The 21,019-nt window shown below is 48.2% G+C and carries 16 protein-coding genes and 1 pseudogene; 12 read left to right on the top strand and 5 right to left on the bottom strand.

From position 1 onward, the window contains the following. Window positions 1–225 precede the first annotated feature (225 nt). The 4 genes from MEB48_RS20555 to MEB48_RS20540 are packed head-to-tail and all read right to left on the bottom strand — an operon-like array spanning window position 226 to window position 6,262. Window positions 226–2,772, bottom strand: coding sequence for a TniQ family protein (locus MEB48_RS20555; protein ID WP_237885762.1), 2,547 nt, complete (start codon window positions 2,770–2,772; stop codon window positions 226–228). After that, entirely contained in the window at window positions 2,735–3,727 is a 993-nt protein-coding gene (locus tag MEB48_RS20550; protein ID WP_237885761.1) for an ATP-binding protein, read from the bottom strand. Before MEB48_RS20550 ends, MEB48_RS20555 begins: the two co-directional genes overlap by 38 nt. Beyond that, a complete protein-coding gene (locus tag MEB48_RS20545) occupies window positions 3,717–5,609 on the bottom strand; it encodes an integrase catalytic domain-containing protein (protein ID WP_237885760.1) in 1,893 nt (630 codons plus the stop codon). The genes MEB48_RS20550 and MEB48_RS20545 overlap by 11 nt, the downstream gene beginning before the upstream one ends. Before the next feature lie 5 nt (window positions 5,610–5,614). Then, on the bottom strand, window positions 5,615–6,262 hold the full coding sequence (locus MEB48_RS20540; protein ID WP_046043416.1) for a TnsA endonuclease N-terminal domain-containing protein: 648 nt from the start codon (window positions 6,260–6,262) through the stop codon (window positions 5,615–5,617). A 1,245-nt stretch (window positions 6,263–7,507) separates the two neighbouring features. Here MEB48_RS20540 and MEB48_RS20535 point away from each other — a divergent pair. Next, window positions 7,508–8,230 carry a hypothetical protein gene (locus tag MEB48_RS20535; RefSeq protein WP_237885759.1) on the top strand — a complete coding sequence of 241 codons (723 nt, stop codon included), beginning with the start codon at window positions 7,508–7,510 and terminating at the stop codon, window positions 8,228–8,230. Between the two features lie 19 nt (window positions 8,231–8,249). Here MEB48_RS20535 and MEB48_RS20530 read toward each other — a convergent pair whose 3' ends face one another. Further along, window positions 8,250–9,230: a DNA-binding protein gene (locus MEB48_RS20530; protein ID WP_237885758.1), complete on the bottom strand. Its 981-nt coding sequence runs from the start codon at window positions 9,228–9,230 to the stop codon at window positions 8,250–8,252. A gap of 171 nt (window positions 9,231–9,401) precedes the next feature. Here MEB48_RS20530 and MEB48_RS20525 point away from each other — a divergent pair, with 171 nt between their 5' ends. The 11 genes and pseudogenes from MEB48_RS20525 to MEB48_RS20475 all read left to right on the top strand — a co-directional run. Next, window positions 9,402–10,310 carry a site-specific integrase gene (locus MEB48_RS20525; protein WP_237885757.1) on the top strand — a complete coding sequence of 303 codons (909 nt, stop codon included), beginning with the start codon at window positions 9,402–9,404 and terminating at the stop codon, window positions 10,308–10,310. Between the two features lie 418 nt (window positions 10,311–10,728). Next, a complete protein-coding gene (locus MEB48_RS20520) occupies window positions 10,729–12,609 on the top strand; it encodes a tetratricopeptide repeat protein (protein WP_237885756.1) in 1,881 nt (626 codons plus the stop codon). A 625-nt stretch (window positions 12,610–13,234) separates the two neighbouring features. After that, the gene (locus MEB48_RS20515) at window positions 13,235–14,050 is read left to right on the top strand and encodes a hypothetical protein (RefSeq protein WP_237885755.1); all 816 of its coding nucleotides are present in this window, start codon (window positions 13,235–13,237) and stop codon (window positions 14,048–14,050) included. Continuing rightward, window positions 14,047–14,706 carry a dTMP kinase gene (locus tag MEB48_RS20510; RefSeq protein ID WP_237885754.1) on the top strand — a complete coding sequence of 220 codons (660 nt, stop codon included), beginning with the start codon at window positions 14,047–14,049 and terminating at the stop codon, window positions 14,704–14,706. Before MEB48_RS20515 ends, MEB48_RS20510 begins: the two co-directional genes overlap by 4 nt. A 39-nt stretch (window positions 14,707–14,745) precedes the next feature. Next, entirely contained in the window at window positions 14,746–15,915 is a 1,170-nt protein-coding gene (locus tag MEB48_RS20505; RefSeq protein ID WP_237885753.1) for a radical SAM/SPASM domain-containing protein, read from the top strand. A 612-nt stretch (window positions 15,916–16,527) separates the two neighbouring features. Next, a complete protein-coding gene (locus tag MEB48_RS20500) occupies window positions 16,528–17,418 on the top strand; it encodes a class I SAM-dependent methyltransferase (RefSeq protein WP_237885752.1) in 891 nt (296 codons plus the stop codon). A 6-nt stretch (window positions 17,419–17,424) separates the two neighbouring features. Next, window positions 17,425–18,798 carry an aKG-HExxH-type peptide beta-hydroxylase gene (locus tag MEB48_RS20495; RefSeq protein ID WP_237885751.1) on the top strand — a complete coding sequence of 458 codons (1,374 nt, stop codon included), beginning with the start codon at window positions 17,425–17,427 and terminating at the stop codon, window positions 18,796–18,798. A gap of 13 nt (window positions 18,799–18,811) precedes the next feature. After that, window positions 18,812–19,012 carry a hypothetical protein gene (locus MEB48_RS20490; RefSeq protein ID WP_237885750.1) on the top strand — a complete coding sequence of 67 codons (201 nt, stop codon included), beginning with the start codon at window positions 18,812–18,814 and terminating at the stop codon, window positions 19,010–19,012. A 92-nt stretch (window positions 19,013–19,104) separates the two neighbouring features. Then, window positions 19,105–19,629, top strand: a complete 525-nt coding sequence (locus MEB48_RS20485; RefSeq protein WP_237885749.1) for a hypothetical protein — start codon at window positions 19,105–19,107, stop codon at window positions 19,627–19,629. A 3-nt stretch (window positions 19,630–19,632) separates the two neighbouring features. After that, window positions 19,633–20,538, top strand: a complete 906-nt coding sequence (locus tag MEB48_RS20480) for a hypothetical protein (RefSeq protein ID WP_237885748.1) — start codon at window positions 19,633–19,635, stop codon at window positions 20,536–20,538. 119 nt (window positions 20,539–20,657) lie between these two features. Next, a pseudogene (locus MEB48_RS20475) lies at window positions 20,658–20,931 on the top strand (helix-turn-helix domain-containing protein); the annotation flags it as partial. Window positions 20,932–21,019: the final 88 nt, after the last annotated feature.

The raw sequence follows: 21,019 nt of genomic DNA, 5'->3' as shown, positions 1-21,019 counted from the left end.
ACTTATACGAGTGAAAGTGCTGTCGGGTGGCCGTAGGAGGTTCACGGCTTAATACTGCCCAGTGACCGAGTTAGTCCTATGTGGGTAAAGTTTAAAAGTGGCAGGGGGCGTGGCGAGCAGAGATCGGGTGCGAATGGCTTGAAGAAGTGTCGTGGTTGGAGATCGATGTGATGTTGGGAGAGGATAGTGATACCCTGCTCGATTGAGTATTAAATGCGCTTGTGATTATTTGAGTTTGAGATAAGAGCTCACGGGGTGGTTGATAAGGTAATACGATATCATGTCCCGCTGTATTAATGGTTTGGCGATAAAATTGGATAGGTGTTCTCCTATCAGAATGCTTCTTCTAATCAAGCATCGACTAGTTCCGGAGTTGTTGAAAATCAATCTGTCGGCCATTGCGCAGGTGATGTGCGAAGCGAGGATGTGTTGGCACTTATCAAAATCTTTTCTGTTTAGGTATTTTTCCTTCTCATGTCTGATTAGTGACACAAAGTCTTTCTTTAGAAACGTGTCATGAAAATCGTTGTAGCTGATTCGGAATTGTTCAAGGGCAACGCTGAGCAATATGCAATCGGGCGGGAGAGTTGGTACCTTAGGGCGGAAAAAATGTGCCGCTTTTTTTATTTTGGTTAAAATAGGGGAGTCAATTGGTGTCTCTGAATTTAGATACGAGAGTATGTCGGCGCTGCTTCGATAGAATTCCGCCGTATTGGTCCTGGGTGGTATTTCTTTGGTGTCATATTTGTACAGCTTCTCGATAAGTCTAGGGGTTGGTCTTAACGGAAAGCCCATTGGGGCCAGCAGTGTTTCAATAATCGAAAATTTCTTCCGAAACAGATCCAGAACGCTGGGCCGAAAATAAAACGATGACTTACCCGCTACGTGAGAGAGTACATTGCGATAGGCCAGGGCTCTAAGGGTGTGTTCGGAAACTTGTGCACGTTTAGCGGCTATAGTAATGCTCAGGTAATTTTGATTTTCCGTAGGCTTTTCTGTGCTTAGGTGAATGGCAAACTTTGAAATTTCTTTTTTTCTATAGATGGCAGTGGTTCGGGATTGTGCTGTGGCGGGAAAGATTAGTGGCTGGATGCCAAAAAACTGCAGCACATCGGCCAGGCGGTTTACAGAAATTTTCAGAATTTTGCTTGTGGTTTTGCTATTTAAGTATTTTTGTTTGAATTTTTGTATTTCCGTTTTAGGAATGTAGATTTTTTTCACGGATATGTAACAATGTTTCAAGTAATGCCACTTTATGAGCTCATGAACGGCTGCTTTTTCAATTCGAAGTGATTTCGCGGTCTGCGCATAGCTCAGGAATTTTGCGAAAAAAACTGGATCAGCTGGGAGGTTTGGTAGAATTAGCGGAAACGCTTCCGTGGCTCGTGATTTTTTGTGTGCCAACGTTAGCTTGATTGACTGGATGTCTTCTGAGGTAAATAGCCAGTACGACCAGTGGAGTTCGGCATTGTAGCTGGGTTCAACTTGGGATTCGAGAATGGCTTTGCGGATTTTTATGACTTTAACGCCGCAGGTTGCTGCAATGTAGTGCGGAGGTTGGAGTGGATCGAGTAGGCAATCCACGTCAGCTGGAAGAAAAAATTTCCTGCCCTTCTTGCCGCAATAGAATGGCAATAAACCATCTCTGGAATAAGTTTGTACGACGTTCGGTTTTACATTTAGCCGCCTTGCGACCTCTTTGGTAGTCCACATCTCTGACTGTGCGATGGGTAAACGTCCAGCACTCTTGGCGTGATATTCTTCAAGCGCTAGAGATAATGCAAAAATTTCATCATTGGTAAAGAATTTTCTCGTTGCGTTAACGCTTTGGCATATCCGGCTTATGCTCGCGAAGCGTAAGCCCTCCGCTTGCATTTTTCGTCTGGCTTGTCCGGCCGTTAATAGAAAAGGTGTATCGCTCTGGATGCTGTCCTGAGAAAACGATGTCCTTTTCATGAAGGCATTTATAGCTTCATTCACTTCAGGGCTCTTGAAACCTGAGAAACGGGCGGCTATCCAAGACTTATCGATATCGGGATATATGCTATGTAACGCTGATAGGTGTTGCAGAATTCCGTGCGCATCATTATTCGCAATGAGCATAGCTGCTTCATTAATCTGGCAGCGGCTGGCCTCGGGGGCGGTAGGTTTTTTTTGCATAACACTTCCCAAATTGCGAGCAATTCTCATAACCTTGTCAAGGTAAGCTTGATCGTGGGTCTTCAAACTCTGTACAAGATATTGCTCATGCCTGCAGTCTTGGGCAGTGCAGGGAGTACACTTAAGGACAACCCCACAGTAGTGACATTTGCCATGTAGAGCATGCCACCACTTAAAATCTCCACCGCATGCGGGGCAGTGCGCCAAGTATTTTTTCTGGTGATATGGGCAAAATTCTGCAAGTTTTATGTCTTGAGTTTGGCGTTGCCAGCCCTCTTCGAAACAGCCATCACAGTACACAAAAGAACGTAACCTTAGATAAATGCTAGGTATTTCAATTCCGCTGACCAACAAATTCATCGTCTGGGCGCGGTTTACAGTTTTGTAAAATCCACTGAGTACTGCGGGGGCATAGGTCCCCGCCTCTTCTGCTAAAAATTGAGCGATCGCTGATGACTGGGTTACTGCAATGTGTTGTACAGCTGATTCACCCACGCAGTGGCTACTGAATTGACCAATCGTGTGAAATCCATGAAACAGTGTTACCCGTCTGATCAAGCTGTATGGGCTTTCTTCAGCGAGCGGAATTGGTACGAAGATTAGCTTGTTCATTGGTGTACGCCGTTATCAACGCTAGACACTCACTCAGCGTCAAAGTGAATGGATTGGTTGTCTCACTGAGCTGTTTGGGGAGATTCAGGCATTGGCAGGCCTCGAAGAAGTCCTGGCGGGTGAGAGTAGTTGAGTTACGGGTTAAGGCACAGATAACCGCTTCGTGCACGATTTGTCGAAGGTATTCCAGGCTTCCTACGCTCGCAACGTAAAGCGGCGCCATGATCATCAGATCGTGGAGATGAACATCGCCTTCGAACTTCATTAGCTTAAATAACTGCTGATCAAGAACCTTAAGCGTCATGTAGTACTCAGAGGTTTCGAGCTCGCTGAACTTGAAATGCTCCAGATACGCGACGTAGCAGTATCTTCTGATGAACGGTGAAAAACTTTGTTTTTTCTGTTCCTTAAGCAGAAGTTTGCACTCTTCGGTGCCTGCCAGCATGATGGGGATCTCACCCTTGCTCAGTAGTGTTACCAGCCAATCCAAGGTCACGCCGCGTGATTTCTCCGCTTCCGGTTTCAACAAGCGCTGGATTTCGTCCAAGATTATGACTCTGACCCGGCATTTTTTTAGACGATCGAGGAGTAGTTCGTTAAGCGCATGCACGTCGCCGTGCGGCGGGTAAACACCCAGCGCTTTGAGTAACGTGGTGCAAATCCCCTTGATCGTCACCGGAGCGGGCACGATGCAGTAGAGCGCGGTTATAATTTTGAATATGCCGTCTTTATCGCACTCTATATACGGCGAATTAAAGGAATCGGTGAACAGCTCGCACAGACGAGATTTTCCGGAGCCGGACGGCCCGATGATGAAGGCGCAGCTTGCCGTTTTACGTATTTCAGTGGCTTCCACGGCTTTGGAAAGCTGGGAGTAGGCGAACTGATAGCTGGGAAAGAACACGGTCTGTTTATTGAATTCGACCATGGCTTGAGCTTTCGATTCATCGAGCATGTTTGGTCACCACGCTCGCATAATCCGGTGGGGTATCAGGATGGAATTGATAACGTCTGTTGCTGTCATCCTCCCGAGCCACTGAAGGGGCGGGCAAGCTCGGCCAAGCGTTGAAGTCGCCACGCTCCTCCGCGCGTTTCCTTGTTTTCCATTCAGTTTTGGTTTTCGCTTTGGCCAGTTCTCGTAATATCTGAACCCGCGCCTCGCGTGCGGCACTGTAGTTTGGTGATTGCTTTCTGGCTCTGAGCCGGGCCTTGATCATTTCGTGAAGGTGCATGGTCAAACCCTTTTGATAATCGGGATCAACCGCCATGACTTCGAAGAGTTCGCTTGGCGAATTAGGGTCGCAGACCCAGGCCTTGCCCAGTTCGGAAATGTCATAGAGCAGCCGCAGCGACCTAGGTTTGCCGGAATACTGGGTGGCCAGATAACTCACTGCTGGGCCCGTCCAGGCGAGTCCTTGGAAGCGCAACCGGCCATTGTTGGGTTTGACGTAAGCGACACACAGCAGATGGCGATTAAGGTCTTCCTCGCTGTACCTTTTCCGTTCGAACGCGAGAGTATTGGCCTGGTCCTCGTCCCAGGCTTCCAGGGGTGATTTGCCCAAGCCATCTTGGAATCCTGGATGGTATGCAGTAGCGAGCCAATCTTCGAAATTTTTCATGACGTCCTCCAAGGTGAGGGTGGCATTGGCTTCGGAGTCATAAGGATTTGGCCCCGAGAATGTCGTACCGGGCATGCAATGGGCGATGGATGTGGTCCAGGTCTTGAAGAAACTTTCGATGTGCGGTTTTTGATCTGGATTACCCGGTTCACAGTAGGTCACGTCACTGCCAAGGTCCTGAAGGACGCTTTTCAAACGGGCATTGGCGAATTCGCTTCCATTGTCGAGACGATAGCGGCGAGCCAGTCCTCCATAGGGATTACTACTCAACAGTGAATGTTTCAGCGCGCGCATCGTCTTTTCGGTGCTGGGCGGGTTGTAGGAGATGTCCCATCCTGTGATTACCCTGTTTCTCACTTCAATCAGCGCAGTCAAGTAAAGGCGTCCGGTCAAGTGGCCGTTCTCATCGACGGTTTCCACATCGAGTTCATGCGTATCGCCTTCGACGAGGTTGAAGAGCTCCAATGGCCGCCTACATTTTTTACTCCATTTTTGCCTTTTGATGGCTCGACGATAACCGAGCTGATGGCGGTCGGTCTCGTACCGGTCCAATTCTGTAATGATTCGGTACAGCGTACTGGTCGACGGACAGGCAAGCTGATCGTGTGGAGGCCGTTTTTCGTTGCAGGCGTTAATTGAGCATTGGATGGCACTAATAAGGTCGGTTTTCTTGCACGGCGTAGGCTTAAAGAACAATTGAGCCAAATTGAGCTGGATGAGTTCTTGCACAACCTCTGGCTGCCTGAAAACACGCCGGGTTGGCGAATTCCGGATTCGCGGGACGAGAGCGAGCTTATTTTCGCCCATGCTCAGGTAGGCTCTTATCCATAGGTAAAGGGCACCGTAGCTCGGCCTCGCTTCGCCCCTCTGCGCGGCAATTTCGGAGAGCAAAGTCAGCACCGGCTGGCGAGGCAGACGGCCGCCCCAGCGCTCCAACACGGGTAGTACATAAGCCAGCCGTTGAGCCATGATGTTCTGCTGGCGTGCATTCAATGCGTCGACGATCAGGTCCACCCGCGGAGCAAACGGTGCCTCCTGGGTTTTGACCAAGGTGCCATTCCGCCAGGCGCGCACCAGGCGCTCATACGACTGAATCACGATTTGCTTGCTGAATTTCAGCGAGCGCAGCTGATAGCGATTGCCTTGGGCCGCGACCACCTGGTAATCGGAACCGCAATATTGGTAATGCTCGCCGACATTGAGCTCCAGAGTGTTCATCACATTCACCACACGCGGCTGAGTAAGTTCAGCGGGCGCTGCAGATTGCAATGCAGCCGTTGATGAAACAGCGCACAGGTGATATCAGCCTGCGGAACTCCCTGTTTCAGCAAAAACCTGATCGACGCACTTCTTTGTGTTTGCTCGCGCAGTAGGCGAAGCATATACGGCACACTGGCGAGACTGCCGTTGTAGCCCAAATGGTATAGCGTGCGAAGGTTTTGGATCTGGATAGGATGGCAAAACTGACGCTCTTCAACGCATTCGAACCCTAAACCGTTTCGGCTAAACAGTTGCTCAAGTACGGCACGACGTATTTGCCATTTTCGATTGCGAGCACCCGCGCAGCTTTTCACCTCGTACACAACCTGGTTACCGTCCACCAGTGTTGCAAGAAAGTCAGGGGTATAGCGGGTTTTCGACTCGGTGAAGCAGATGGTGAAAGGCTGCGATTGGTAGGCGGCGATAGCTGCTTGATATTCCAGATGAATGCAAAAATCAGCCTCCAGTAAGGTCTCGCAGCCTATGGAGACCTGGTTCTTGCGCGAGGCAACGAAGGTCACCAGTTTGCGGGGTTTTCCAAACACCAACGGTTTGCTCGGTTCTAGCGTATAGCCCGCATTTGGCGCTTGCCGATCATATCGAGTAACCATTGATTGGGCTCCGAGAGTGTTAGCGATGGTTGGTCCACATCACTCACCGCCAAGGCCCTCAAGTAAAGAACGGACATGTCGAACTCAGGGCCATTGTCCAGGCAATAGCGAAGTGGTTCACCGACATGCTTAGGAGCGAAGGGACGCAGCTTTTTCAGCTTATGTGATCCAGCACTTGACCGCTGGTTCGTTGGGGGGGAAGTCTGCTCGTTCCGAGGGTAATTGTTGATGCCGGCGCGAGTTCGGCCAGGCCGTCTAATGGGATGATCCGTCAAGGCTTCGACCTTACCAATTACCCACTCGCAGACCGCATACCCAGCGCAAAGGTGTGCCCCGAGTACAAGGCGTGTCCGTGTATCGGACAGTATTACGATTTGCATAAGCCCACCCATAGGTTCGTCGACATGGATGTAGGGTATCCATGTCGTCAGCGGTTCGACGCAGACCTTCTTCCCGAGCGCGCCCAGCAGGTAACTGAACAAGCTATGTTTGGGATCGCGAGAAAAATCCCCCGCGAACAGCAAACTATCCCGGCGAAACAAATTCAGGTTGGGGGGCGTACTGGCCTTTGGAGACGGATAGGGGCAGTGATGGAGGTTGGCCAGCGACAGCGTCGTTCGTAAAGGAAAGGCGTGGTGCCGAAGCGCTTCGTCGCGCTCAGGTTGAGTGATTGATGAGAGCGGAGAGATCGCCAGCGGGGGCCGTAGACGAGGCGAGCTAAAAGCCGATTCTGCACTGGCGCGACGTCGAGTCGCTTCTTTTCGTAAACGATACCGATTAAGTATGGTGTTCATCACTTCGCTCCAGGCGCCGCACAGAAGGGCGGCCTGTATCTCAGAGTTGTTAATATTATTAAACGCCTATTTAGTTTAAAGAACTTCCCCCTCTTAGTGATTTATTTAGAAACTTATCTCATTGATATAACATAAATATTTTCCAGTATTATCAGTGTGTGTTAACTGTTAGCCTCCGGCACACATTCGCTGTGGACAAAACAGTGCTTCACTACAGGTGTTGGAAGTTGCAATGGAAGGTCGTGCCATGGGCCGCATTTCGTTAGTCCGGCGCCTTAGAAACCGAGTGTTTGCTCATAGCCTGCTGAGTTGCTGGGGATGTCGGCATAACGGGAGCGCGCTGACCCAATGTGGTGGAGCTTGGCAGCAGCATCGTCAGAATGATCCGGACTTACCCCCAAACAACAAGTGGGCACGGTTACTAGCGGGCAGTGAGTTACGCGATCCGTGGTTGAGCGCATTGCTGATGGCTTATCCCGCAGTGCGGCCTTGCTGGACCAACTCGTTGTGGAACGCCCTCAGTACACTCTGGGATGAGCGTCGCCCCACTGATCATTTGGCGCAGACCCTACACTTGGAAAACGGCTATAAGTTGCCGGCGCATAGCTCCTTTTTAATGCGTCGCCTGTTTGGCTGTCCCGATTGGAACAACCTAGGATGTGTCCTTGCCCTATTGGGCTCGAAGTCCAAACAGTTCGCGCCCCACCGTCGCTGGTTACGCACGCATTTTCTGAACTATCTGATCCTAGTGTGTATGGCTGAACCGATGTGCTTCGTCCGCGCACCGCTGTATGAGTTGCTCCATAAACTTTACCTGCGCGATTTTTTTGAACTTGTTGATGATTGGCCGTCAGACTTCGCCGCCTTCAAGCAGTGCTGTGAGGCCATGGAGCGCTGCGGTGAATGGATGCGCGGTCACGACTGGATCGCCGGTTGGGACCTCCACGCGTGCACCCTGTTGCAGCTTTACCGGCCGGACCAGGAAATGCTGCGACAGGAGGCCTTAACGCTGGCCCGCCCGCCACCACCTGTTGAACTACCGTCATGGATTGCTAGGAAGGTCGAGGCAGCGCTTGAGGACCACCGACGTGACCGTTTTGTGATGGGAGAATGGCCTGACGTTTCCGCTGCGTCAGCGACCGAACCTGCCCCGGTAGCAACGGGCTTCAGCTAGGGGGGGCCTAAGAGCAAAGCTAGCTGTCATCTGTGGTCAAGGGTGGTGGTGCCGATTGACTGAGCAAGTCCTGCAAGCGCTTGATCTGTTGCCGCTGGAACCGCAGCTCGCGACGGCTCTGCCGTTCCGTGAGCACCTGACGCTTGACCCGTTCGCGCAGGCTGGCGTGTTCGGTGGTCAACGCTTGGACCCGCGCTTGCGCGCTCTGCTCGCGGACTTCCGCATCCTGGTTTTGTTGTCGCAACTGCAGCAGTGCACGTTCACGTTGGCGAGCTTGCTGGCCTTTATGGCGCAGTTCACCAACCAGCCGTTCGTTGTCCTGGAATAGGCGGGCGAGTTCATCCTGCTTGTCCGAAAGACTGATACGTAGTGCACGCAACTCGTGTTGCAACTGCTGCACTTGCGCGTCGTGACGCTGGGTTTCCTGCTCACGCTGGGTCAGATGCTCTTGGCGAAAGTGCTTCAGAGCCTCGCGCGCTTGGCGGTGCTTGTCCTCCAATGACTGGAGGTGCGCCGCCCGTTCGATCAACAGCTGGTTCAGGTCGTGTTGCAGCTGGCCCAAACGTTGGCATTCGCCGTCCGCTTGGCGCAGTTGCTCCTGGAGTGTTCGTTCGTGCTCACGCAGGGCCTGCAGCTCACGATCGAGGCCGGCGTAAGCGCTCTGCAGGTGATCGATTTGCGCCTGGTGCTGCAGCCGCTGCTGCTCATACGCCGAACGATCCCGCTGCAGGCGCTGGCGATCCTCGGCGACCGCCTGTTCGGCAAGCACCGTGAGGCGAGCACTTAAACCGGCGACAAAGCTGTGCAGTTCCTCGTCGGGGGTAGGCGGCAGCGCCTGCTCTCGGGCGCCGAGTTCCTTCAGGTAGCGCTGAATGGTGCTCTTCGAACCGGTGTTGCCCAGCTCCACGCGCACGGCGTCGATGCTGGGGTGCTGACCGCGGGCGAGCAGCGCTTCGCGGGCGATTTGCACCACGGCCTTGTTGATGCCACCACGTGCCATGGCCTGACTCCGACGATTTTGTACTGGTTTACGGAGTATGCAATTACAGCTGTAACCCTGCCTTTAGGACGGCAGGAATTCGGACGGACTGGCGTTCGAGAATGCTGAATTCTTGAACGTGATAAGCCATTTTCGGCGCAGGGGCTGAAATGGTTGTATGCGGGAGGTGAGATGAGCGATTCAGCCGAGCGATACCTGCAGGCGGCGCGACGCGACAGCACCCTGCGGCGCTACGCGCAAGCCGTTGAACACTTTGAGGCGGAGTGGGGCGGGGTGCTTCCGGCCTCCAGTGAAAGCGTCGTACGCTACCTGGCCGCCTATGGTGCCCAGTTATCCAGCAACACCCTGCGCACGCACCTGGCAGCTTTGGCCCAGTGGCACCGGCAGTACGGATTCGATGATCCGACCAAGGCGTCGCGGGTGCGTGATGTTCTGCGTGGAATTCAGGCGCTGCATCCGCAACCCATCAAGCAGGCTGAAGCGCTGCAGTTACAGCGGTTGGAAGCGTGCATCGAGGGTCTGACCGGGCAACTGACTGCCGATCAGTGGGCGCTGCGGTTACGTGCGGCGCGGGACCAGGCGTTGCTCCTTATGGGTTTTTGGCGTGCGCTGCGGGGTGACGAATTGTGCCGGCTGCGTGTGGAGCATATTCAGTTACGCGAAGGGCAAGCATTGGACATCTTCCTCGCCAGCAGCAAGACCGACCGCGACCATCGCGGACGTACTTTGGTGCTTCCAGCGCTGAAGCGGCTCTGCCCAGTGGATGCCTACCAACACTGGCTGGCGGTCAGTGGCATCAATCATGGGCCGGTGTTTCGCGCCATCGATCGCTGGGGCCATTTAGCGGAGGAGCCGGTCAACCCGAACAGTCTCTCGCGCATTTTGCGACTTGCGTTTTTGCGCAGCGGTGTGTCTGGCGAGGAATACACTGCGCATTCACTACGCCGAGGTTTTGCCACCTGGGCCAGTCGCAACCAGTGGAGCAGCAAGGCGTTAATGGAGTATGTCGGTTGGCGCGATGTACAGTCGGCAGCCCGCTACATTGAAGCTGATGCGCCCTTTGGCGATTGGGCACGCTGAGTGCACGGAGTGCCAATGTATCAGTCCGCCCGAAAAGGGCATGGGGGGGCATGCTTCGACTGAATCCGGGAGGGCGATATCGGCGGCTTCCCTTTGCCAAATGGTAAGGGGGGAGGCCGTCATCCCTGGTAGCTGAGCATGGTGATCGCAGTGTTGCTTGTAAAACCGAACCGACGGATCATGAGGTCTAGTAACGCCATGTAAACCGATTTTTTGCTCTGTAAACCACCGTAGTTAACGCTTCAAAAAATTGGTTTACAGTAGACGTATACGGCCCTTAGAGATACTTTGATGTGACCATTTCTCCATTGTCTATCTCCTCTAACAGCCCCGTGCGAAATTGCATTTTAATTGATCATCCATTTGATGTTTATTTTGGCCGACGATTGCATCGTTTTTACTTAAAAAGACTAAGAGCATGAATAAAGACAGCTATTTTGGCAGATCCAAAACAGGTGGGGCTAACTCATCATTAGGGCTAAGCTTTCAAGATTCATGCGCCATCTATTACCTCATGAAAAATTTGAACGAAAGTAGTTTTCTGTCGGTGGGGATAGAAACAGATGACGATTTTTCCCTGATATATGAAAATGAAAAAGTTCTATTGCAAGTTAAACTTGAAGAGTTGTCTGTGCCGCTGGCCATTGAGCATGTTGGTGAAAACAAGATACTTATAGGATCCACCATAAATAAACGCCTTTCAACTTTTTTGACATACCTAAAGCATTACAGAAATGTCGAGTCATCTGAAGAGAGTGCAACATCAAAAAGATTGGTTTCGCAAGATTTTGAAGAGGTGCTACTTAGATTCGGATTCAAAAATATTGATGATGTACCGAGAACGTGGCTCATTGATACTGTTCCCGAAGGGAAAGTTGAGGAAATCGTTAGCCTGCATATTTTGTCTTGGGGGATAAGCAGAGGTTTATTGATCGATGGGGATAATTGCATGCGTGATTTTCAGCTCCTGGCGGCTAAAAAAAGAGCTGATCGAGGGTTTATCACTAAGCAAGAAGCAATTGGTTTACTTCATAAGCACTCAAAACAAATTGCCATCGAGCATGGCTACGTAAGTTCGATTAAAAGAGAAATCATCCTGGAAAAGGTCGAATCAAAAATAAGTCATGCCGAGACATTGTTGAAGAAAAAAGAATACGATCGTGCGCTGGAATCTTACACTGAACTCGCAAACGTGCTTGAGTCCGAGCAAATATATATTAAGTGTGCTGCAATTCTGCATGTGCTCGACCAGCACGATGAAGCAATCACTTATTGCAATAAAGCCCTTGCAATTGACCCATGCCTACATTATGCGCTCGCCATTAAAGGTTCTTCGCTGGGAGAAAAGGGTGATTACGTTCTCTCGCTGGATTTTTTAAAGTCCGCAAATCATTACAAGCCAGATGATGCAGTAATTCTTTACAATCTTGGAGTTGCATATTTAAGAGTCGATAAAGTAGATCAGGCCATTGATTATTTTGAATTTTCCACCTGTGTAGACAAGAAATTCGGGGCGCCACACTTAAATCTAGGTGTGTGCTTATACAACAAAGGTCAATTCAGCGCCGCCCTTGAACATATAGAAATCTGCCTTTTACTTGAGCCTGGCCTTCCCGACGCACTTTCGCAAAAAGGAGAAATAAAGAGGTTCTACGGTGAAGTCGAGGAAGCACAAGAGTTGTTTGCTAGATGCCTTGCGGAAGCCCCAGATAATTATATCGCAGGAAGGGGGTTGGCTTTTTGTCTACTCGAAAAAGGAGATTCTCTGGGAGTACCTATGTTAATCAGGAATTTATCCGATCAACTGAATAAATTAAAGGTTAATGAATCGGTAGGGGTTTTAGATATAGGTTGGAAAAGGACGCTAGCGCTATCGGTTAAACGTATTGACGAATCATCTTACGCGGTTGAGTATAATAATCTAACAGTTTTTGTGTCAAGCTATGCCAAAGATACTATTGCTGTCGGGATGTTGGATTTAGAAGTAGGGCGATTTCCAGTAGTAATAAAAACTTATGAGAAACTGGATGATTATAAAAATGCAGTAAACTTCATAATGCTGGGTCAGGACTTTGATTTGGTTTATTTTGTGAGTGGCTCGCTTACCAATCACCATGATCATTGTGAGGTTAGGATTGAATTTAAACACCTAGTTATTCACGGAGAAACAGACAGGTGCGACAATGAGGGGTTTAACTCCTTTAAGGGTTGCTACGATGGCTATTACATGTTGTTGCTGCAGCATGGTCAAACTAATAAAAAAAAGCTATTTAATTTGATGGGGTTGGAGATTAACTAGATAAGTGTTTTATCTACAATAAAGCTGGCTACTCCCGACATTTAAAATTCAGTGCCTCTCATGGTGCCACCGTCTGTTGTTATCGAAGTTGTAAACACTTGCTGAGGGGGGGTGGTGTCCGCAGTGGGCACCATTACAGTAAGTGGTTGGCGTCAGAAGTCTCTATAATTTACAGTGTTTAGATGCTTTTATTGGTGGTGGTAAATAACGAAAGTTATTGAGAAGCGATATCTGGGTTTTTGGTAGGAAGAGGACAGTTGGTGGTTAGATTTGTAACGTTAACATATGCTCCATTGGTGAAACTGCTTAAATCATTATTGGCCGTTGCAGTGTCAATAATTTACTGGGGAAGCTATTTATAACTTAACAATTAAGTTGGATTGATAAAACACCGTCTCGCTCAAAAGAGTATCTGGTTACTCAGCCTAAAAAAACTAGGAAAGCCTAGGGTTTGGTAATGTATGGGTCGAAAGGAGCACCAGCCGAGAGGTGCCAATGCTACGAGCTGGACAAAAGCAAAGAGTAGTGCTAGACATAAATTAAAGAGTATTGCTCGTTCTGAAAAAGGCCAACTCTTAATGCCCTCAGGTCCCTAGATATAGAATACATGTCAAGGAGTGGAGTGATGACTAAGTTGGGCTCGGAGCACATCTCACTTTATCCTGAATTTTCGCATTACAATACTCCATATGATAAAGGCTTTGACTCAATGCAGTCGGGAATGCTAGATGGACGAACAATCCATTTTCACTTTCAATTCGTTGAGCCAGTTTTAGGTTGTTTATATCCTGAAGCCCGCGAAACGAAGGATAAATTGAGGATGGGATCATTAGATCTGATATCCCTCGCAACGAGGGATGAGTACACCTCAGTTAAATGCACCAAAAAAGTTAAAGGGCCTTTCAATACAAATTTCCTTGTGGACTCGTTGTTAAGCAGCAAGCAAGGCAGGTCGAGAGTGGGGCGGGCGTTATCTTACCTAGATGATTTAGGGCTTGTTTATTTACCTGTTATGTCTATAGGTGCTGTCGCTTTGAACTTGAGGAAGGATGTAAATTATGTTGCGTCACTCGATCTTGAAGCTCGCACAGTTGATGAGGATGCGATGCAAATTTTACTGGCTGCAGCAGGTAACATCGCTCATATGTGGATGCGATCGGAGGATGCAGCGAGAGCAAGATGTTTCGATGAGGGGAGCGACATAGTGCAACTGACTAAAAAACATTACTCAAGTCTTATGTCGCAAGAACTAAAAAGTAGAGCTGGTGTGCCCTTTGAGGTAATGTCATTAAATGATAGCGAGTCCATAGCAGCTTCTTTAGAGAGTTACCCTTTAACTAGACACCTTATCATGTATTGGAATCGATGCTGGAATCGCCAGGCTTTTCTATCAGGCTCGGCGTTTGATCACGCACCAACTCTACAAGAGCTATATAAATGATGCCTTTCATCGTTCTAGAGGGATGTGATGGTGCCGGAAAGACGACGATCCGTGAGCTTATCAAAAGCGAATTGGAATCACGAAAAATCGCCGCTGTCACAATTGGGCAACACTCTTGGCTTCATCCATGGAACAGTAGACTAATAATTCAAGCTCGTGAGCAGCGGAGCAAAGTGCTCCCAGAGGTACTCACCAGCGCCTATCTAAGCGATAAATCCCTTCATGGGAAGCATAACGTGATGAAAGCAATAAGTTCGGCTGCGGTTATTGCTGACAGATGGATCTATAGTGATGCTGTTTATCATAGGGTTTTATATGGGATTCCGATGCGAGAAACGCTAGAAGCGCACTTTAATGCCGGCACGCCAATCCCGGATTTGGTGGCTTATGTGGCGATAGATCCCGAGGAGGCATATCGAAGAATCCTACAGAGGGGTAAACATACACGCCACTACGAGAGGCCTGCCGATCTAACGCGTATCGTTGATGCCTACGAAGAACTCTGGAAGTCTAATTTTACGTTTCTCCATGAGCATCAAATCTTTAGGCTCGACAATTCGGAGGAGAAGTCCAGTCTCAAAGAGAAGGTTTGCTCATTGCTGAATGGTATCCTACGCTTACAAAACCAAGAAAATTCACCTCTCCTAGGCGTGTGATTCGTGGGGAGCTATTAGAACATGGGGAGTGGTCACTGCATGACTCACCAAAATTTAAGCCCTATACTCTCCCCGCCAAAGGCTGAAGATGCCTGCTCAGTTATATTGAAGCTCGTAGGAGAAAGTTGCAATTTAGATTGCAGCTATTGCTACGAAAAACGCAAGCCTTATTCCGGTAGTAGAATACTTAAAGCCAGTACAGTACAAGAGTTTCTGCTGTCTATCCCTCATCCAAAGCTCGCAATAGAACTACACGGCGGAGAGCCGTTGCTGTACCCGAAAGAGGAATTTAAGTTTCTCTCAAAAGTTCTGGAAGATAACCAGTCCCGAATCTCGAGAGTGACAATCCAGACTAATGGAACGCTTTTAGATGAGGAGTTCATACTATACCTGCACAGCGCATTCCCAAATATACAGATAGGGATCAGCATAGACGGGCCGGATGAAATAAACTCGCAAAGAGCAGACATTAAAGGAAATAGCTCATTCGATAGCGCTCTGAAAGCGATAAGTCTATGCGGTGAGTTAGGCGTCGATGTTGGTGTGATCTGTGTAGTGAGTCGTCAATCACTCGGTAAGGCCTCTCATATTCTGGATTTTTTTTCTAATTATACAGCAATTAAAATCGTGAAATTTGTACCTTGCTTTGACTTTGGAGTAACCCAAGGTAATGGGCCTCTACGCCGCAATGAGATTAGGGGAGAAATTAACGCTCATGGTGAGCAAGGAACCCCCTGGGCAATTTCGCCTGCTGAATACACTGATTTCATTTTGGCAGCTACAGACTATTGGATAGAAGGCACTGGGGTTGATCTTTTTTTGATGGAGCCCGCCGTCTCAACACTGCGTGCAGTTAGTGGAGTTCCACTTAATAACTGTCATTATACGTCCCGTAAGTGCGCCCACGTCTACACACTGTATCCAGATGGAACATCCGGTTCATGCGATGAATTAGAGCGTTCATTTGCTCATTATTCAAACGAGCCTTCAAATGCATATAGTGGCTCAATACAGAAATGGTCAGAAAATATTTCGTGTGAAATTAATAGTTTAATCAGAAAATGTCTCTCATGCGAATATCAATCAACGTGCGGTGGTGGTTGCTTAGCGACTCGCAAGAGGCTGTATAAGCTTGACCGAGATGATGAGTATTGCAATCATCGGAAAGCGTTAATTGATAATGCAAAGATAATGCTAAAGAAGGAGTAGTATGCGAAAAGAGAGGCCGGCCCAAAGAGATGTAAACTCTATTGATGACTTGAACGCATTTATTTGCCGATGGGACTCGCCGAAGAAGGCTGAAAACCAGCCCCATAAAAGCTTTAAGAGGTCGCCGGTCGGAAATATAAATTTTCGTGGGGAAGTTGCCGGGTCATTTGCATATCCGTATTTTCCCGATGAGGTTGATTTTTGGTCATCTATTGAGCCGGGAGTTCGTTGCTTAGTGAATGTTATTGTCTCTGATGGTGGATTTATAACTTACACTAGCTGTGAAGGGCATCAGTATGATGGCGACAGTGGGGCAGAGTGCCACGTAGGGATAGTGCCACGAAAATTCCAAGAGTTAATTATTCTATATAGAACTCTAAAAAAGGTTGAGGCAGACCTCAGTGGATATCTTCGCCACTCTAGATTCGAGATTGTACCAGGCCATCTATTGGACTGCCGTTCCAATATCAAAGTATCGGTAATAGACTTTTATCTCAGGAAGCTAAGCGATGTCTCTTGGTCACGCTATCTCGACACCCTTACCTTCGAGGCTCAGCTTGCCTCGGAAAGTATGAGGGAGAATCTCGCTGTATTTTAGGGTGGAGGTGGATCATGAACACCAATATTAGTTTGGTAGAAATCTTAAGGAGGACAAATCTCCCTTCATTTCACGAGTTGCCACTGATCACTCTATCAAATGTAAATTGGGCAGATCCAATAATTGGTCAAGCTATGCTAAAGTTTCAAGTCGATCCCTCTACTGATCAAGCTTCAAGAGGGGTGAAGAACTCTAGTATAATTTCAGTTTGGATGTCAGAGGTCATTGAAGAGTGCAAAATGGCATCAGTTCTTGATCTGTTTTCTGGTTTGGGTGCAATATGTCTTAAACTATTTAAGGAAGGTCACATACGAACATATTTAGGGGTGGAAATTAATCCAGCTATAGTCCAGATGGCAAGCACGTCTACTCAAGATGGCGCTAGATTTCTATGCTCTGATATCATGTCTTATTTAATTAAAAGTGATCGCCTGCAATTCGGCCTCATCTGCGTGCTATACGAATGTCTCAATGCAATAGGTATTTCTAATGTCAAAAAATTATTAGGTTTGATCGCATCAAAATCTAAGCCAGGCGTAATCATCGCCGGGGATGTTAGGCTACGCAGTTCAAACTCCGCGAGCCTTAAAGTTATACAGGTTCTTCCGGACGCAGCACCACCATGGATTGCGGGTGTAAATAAAAGCGCGTATGTTTTAGATGAATATGGACAAACGATGTGCGGCAAATTCTATGGTCATCGTTATATGGCCTTTTCCGATTCCGGAAAAAATATAGATGCCAAACACTGCCTTTTGGAATTGTTCGATAAAGATGGTTTTTTTGAAATGCTAAACGCTCTTGGGTTCGAATTAATCTCCTCGAAACAATTGCTACAAAATCAAATTACAGATGTTCCGGAGTGCCGAGATAATCTGTTCTTTGCGGCGAGGCTTAGGGGGTAATTGGCTATGCTTAATAAGCAAAAGTCGGCTATATACGCTACGTCAAAGTATGGACTTCTGATTTTCTCTCATGCAGACCACCCTGAAGTTGGCTACCAAGTGCCTTCCGGCACCATTAAACCAAATGAAGCTCCTGTGGAGGCTGCTGTTCGAGAATTTGAAGAGGAAACTGGCTTAATAGTACCAGTTGAGAAATTTCAATATCGTGGCGAATACTACCATGATATGCGTCCGTTCCGAGTGGAAGTACAAAGGCGTCATGTATTTGAAGTTTTAATCGAGTCTCCTTCCGAAACATGGAATCATTGGGAGATGCACCCGGATATTCCTGGATCTACCCCAACAAGCTTTTGTTTTCAATGGGCACCGATGAGCAAGCGTCTACCTGATCTTCTAGCAGTGGGGCAAGGTCGGCCACTGATAAATAAAAAATACTCACAGGGTGATAACGCTCTTAAAAGATTGGAGTACGTGCAACTAAATGAAGATATAGCGTTTCATCGTCTTGTAAGATATCAGCGTAATCTTAAAGCGCTGGAGGTCTTGTTTCAGGTGGGGTTGGATAAATTATATAGTTCAAACAAGCCAAGCATTATGTCTCTTGTAAGTCACGCGACCTATATGGCTTCATACTTGATAAAAAACAACCAAGACGTCAATCCGGCCTTTATTCTTCTTTCAAAGGTGATGGAGTTTGCTGAAAGCTGTAAGGACGTGGTGATACTTGATGCAAACAAGTGCTTTTTTCCGAAAAAGCATGGATACGAGACCCCTCCATATTTGGCTACTGCAACTGCGCTTCAAGCGGAGCAGGCTATGTTCCAAGTCTCATTCTCGAAAGCAAATGAACTATTACAAGAATGGGGCTTCGCTGAAACGACGAGCAACTCAGTGGGGGTCATCATCACTCTTCGCGAGATAGGAATGCTTGATGCAAGCAATAGTTACACATTAAGCGGCGTGCCGGGAACAATGTATAGCGATGTGATGAAGAGCCCTCTTAGGCTTGCCGAGACTCTTTTACATGAAGCGACGCATAATTGGCTAAACGATGCTTTAGCAGTGTTTCAACCCGAAGGTTTCCAGGATGAGGACTTTTGGTCTCCTTGGCGTCATAAGCAGCGACCAGTTTATGGAATTATTCAGGCCTGTTTAGTGTTTAGCAAGCTTACACAGTTGTTTGCTAAGGCAATCCGCTCCAACGATGTGTCCTCGGTCGATCAAGCGTATGCAGTCTCTAGGCTAAGAATCGAACAGAAGGTGCTTCGGGACCAGGTTGAAGTCTTGACAACGGCAATATCTAGGCTAAACCTCAAAGAGTTACGTGCTGTCTGTGAGGAGGAGTTAAACCGCGCACTCAATATCGACTCGGCACTCTGAAGGAGTTCTGGAAATGGATCAAAAAAAGCTGGAAAGATTCAAGGCCTTCCTTACTGCGCTTGAAGCCAGTGGGCAAGAAACGGGGGGAGGGGAGATTGCATGCCATCATTCGGCAGTAGAGGTTAATGACTGGAGTGCGATCCGAGAGGCAATGTTAAAGGCAAGTAAAGATCAACTTGATACTAAAATTATACCTCCTCATTCAGATGGTTAAAAAAATGTATTTTTGATCTGCCCATTTTTCATAGTAACCCGCGGTCTAAGCGATTGCGAGACGTTTGCACTAGGTTATAGGAAGAGAAATGTATGGACATCCAAGATCAACTTGCCTCACTCGAACGTGTTGTTGAATCCCAAGAGTATTTTGCGATAGCAGCACGAACCGAGCTAAACAAACTATCAGAGATGTTACAGCCGACACCGTTCGATGTACTTCGGTGCCAGGCTTTTGTTCATGCGCATGCTGGGATGAACGACTTGGCCGATTCGGAGCTTAACGCGCTCGCGAGCCAACCAGAAGGACAAACTCCAGATATTTTGAATAAATTAGCTCAAGTAAAGCTAAGGCGCTCTCGTGAAGATGATGCGTTAGAGGCAAAATTAGCTGCGGAGCGCGTATTAACTCTCGATGGGCTTACTGATGGAGATAAATGGTTGGCTCATCAAAATTTAGGGCTGGCATTTTTAGCTCTTGGTGATGTGGGGGCAGCGGAGACGCATGCCAACACGGCTCTTAAGCACTCCGACGATCCGCGGACTCGTGATCTAATCACCTCGATTAATGAAATGAATGGAGGTGTAGTTTCTTTCTTGTCCTCGATGGAACGTTGAAATATGTATCCACAAAGTCGTCGACTTATTAGTAAGGCAGACCTACTTGAAAGTCTCGGCCTGTGTTTATTTAAAATTTTGTCAGAAATTGATTTTCATGCGTCCTCCGATTATGTACTTATAGGTGGGTCTCTGGTTGAGGGTTTTGGTAATAGACTTTCCGATATAGATGTGCTTGTAATAGGGCGGAAACAAAGTCGACCTACAACTATTTTTCATTCTGAAACCCTCCAACGCTGGGTAGACGTGACCTACCTATCATTGCCCACTTTACAAGCATATATGCATTCACTGCCAAATTTAAATATTGATCATTCACAATGGGGTAATTGTCGGCCGGCGCCATTTGAAGCACTAGAGATGATTCATGATGTTTGCTATGGGGTTGTTATCTCCGAACCGTGGATTGGTGAACCTCTACCTCGCAATGATCACACAGTTAATCTTTTGAGGCGGTCATGGGCGCTGTCCAATATTATTGCAGCTAGAGCGCGATGGCAGGACGCAGTCGGCGCTTTGCAAGATGGGCAGAACTCTCAAGCAAAGTATATGCGCGATATATGCATCGGGCATTGTATTGATGCCTATACAAGCTTGCTTGGCGAAACTGACATCAATGTAAAGTGGAGGTTCGCAAAGTTGGCTAGAGTGCGGTCTTCCGGCAAAGACGTTATAAATTTATCTGGCTTTCTTTTTGATCACACTTCGCTAGATAATCTTTCATGGAATGATGCTGCGCAATTGCTCTTTGACGTTATTTGCCTATTTGTCAAAGGGTGTCTCTATGACCCCCCCTATTCCCCTCTGCAAGAGGGAGGAAGGTTCGAGATAGACTCTGGCCGATGGGTCTATATTAATGTCGAGGGGGTAAGTCAGGTGATGGCTGCACCGAACCTTCGTACTCTATGAAACAGAGTACGTTAGAAGCATCAATCTCCTGGGCTGTATCAACTGACTGTTTAGGGTTGTGGATTCAACCGGTCGACGCAACACAACTAAATTCTGTGTAATCAGAAGGAGTGTTGCAGATGAAGCCGAGACCTCGGATCTATTACACTGAAAGCCAGAAAAAATCGATGTGGGATCACTGGCAGAAAGGCGACTCTCTTTCCAGCAGATCGCCCAACTATTTGAACGAAACCGCTCATCGATACAGCGCATCCTGCCGAGACTGGGGGCTTCATACCCGCTGTACGCCGCGGGTCCAGATTGGCGCTGACGTTGGCTGAACGCGAAGAGATTTCGCGTGCAGTGGTGGCAGGTAACTCGATCCGTTCCATAGCCGCGCTTCTAGGGCGAGCATGGGCCTCAACGCCACTTTCCGAGGCAACCCGACAGAGCTTGAAGCGATTGCTCCGGTTCGAGCCTGATATGTCGTATTTCGCTGTTT

Source organism: Pseudomonas sp. PGPR40 (genome assembly GCF_022014505.1).
In the GTDB taxonomy this organism is placed as follows: Bacteria; Pseudomonadota; Gammaproteobacteria; order Pseudomonadales; family Pseudomonadaceae; genus Aquipseudomonas.
Note: the sequence above shows the minus strand (reverse complement) of the source record. Positions and strands in the feature narration are given on the sequence as shown.

Bases quoted from the DNA above. Each gene is read 5' to 3' on its own strand.
- MEB48_RS20555 (WP_237885762.1), bottom strand. From the start codon at position 2,772: ATGAACAAGCTAATCTTCGTACCAATTCCGCTCGCTGAAGAAAGCCCA.
- MEB48_RS20550 (WP_237885761.1), bottom strand. From the start codon at position 3,727: ATGCTCGATGAATCGAAAGCTCAAGCCATGGTCGAATTCAATAAACAG.
- MEB48_RS20545 (WP_237885760.1), bottom strand. From the start codon at position 5,609: ATGAACACTCTGGAGCTCAATGTCGGCGAGCATTACCAATATTGCGGT.
- MEB48_RS20540 (WP_046043416.1), bottom strand. From the start codon at position 6,262: ATGGTTACTCGATATGATCGGCAAGCGCCAAATGCGGGCTATACGCTA.
- MEB48_RS20530 (WP_237885758.1), bottom strand. From the start codon at position 9,230: ATGGCACGTGGTGGCATCAACAAGGCCGTGGTGCAAATCGCCCGCGAA.
- MEB48_RS20525 (WP_237885757.1), top strand. From the start codon at position 9,402: ATGAGCGATTCAGCCGAGCGATACCTGCAGGCGGCGCGACGCGACAGC.
- MEB48_RS20520 (WP_237885756.1), top strand. From the start codon at position 10,729: ATGAATAAAGACAGCTATTTTGGCAGATCCAAAACAGGTGGGGCTAAC.
- MEB48_RS20515 (WP_237885755.1), top strand. From the start codon at position 13,235: ATGACTAAGTTGGGCTCGGAGCACATCTCACTTTATCCTGAATTTTCG.
- MEB48_RS20510 (WP_237885754.1), top strand. From the start codon at position 14,047: ATGATGCCTTTCATCGTTCTAGAGGGATGTGATGGTGCCGGAAAGACG.
- MEB48_RS20505 (WP_237885753.1), top strand. From the start codon at position 14,746: ATGACTCACCAAAATTTAAGCCCTATACTCTCCCCGCCAAAGGCTGAA.
- MEB48_RS20500 (WP_237885752.1), top strand. From the start codon at position 16,528: ATGAACACCAATATTAGTTTGGTAGAAATCTTAAGGAGGACAAATCTC.
- MEB48_RS20495 (WP_237885751.1), top strand. From the start codon at position 17,425: ATGCTTAATAAGCAAAAGTCGGCTATATACGCTACGTCAAAGTATGGA.
- MEB48_RS20490 (WP_237885750.1), top strand. From the start codon at position 18,812: ATGGATCAAAAAAAGCTGGAAAGATTCAAGGCCTTCCTTACTGCGCTT.
- MEB48_RS20485 (WP_237885749.1), top strand. From the start codon at position 19,105: ATGGACATCCAAGATCAACTTGCCTCACTCGAACGTGTTGTTGAATCC.
- MEB48_RS20480 (WP_237885748.1), top strand. From the start codon at position 19,633: ATGTATCCACAAAGTCGTCGACTTATTAGTAAGGCAGACCTACTTGAA.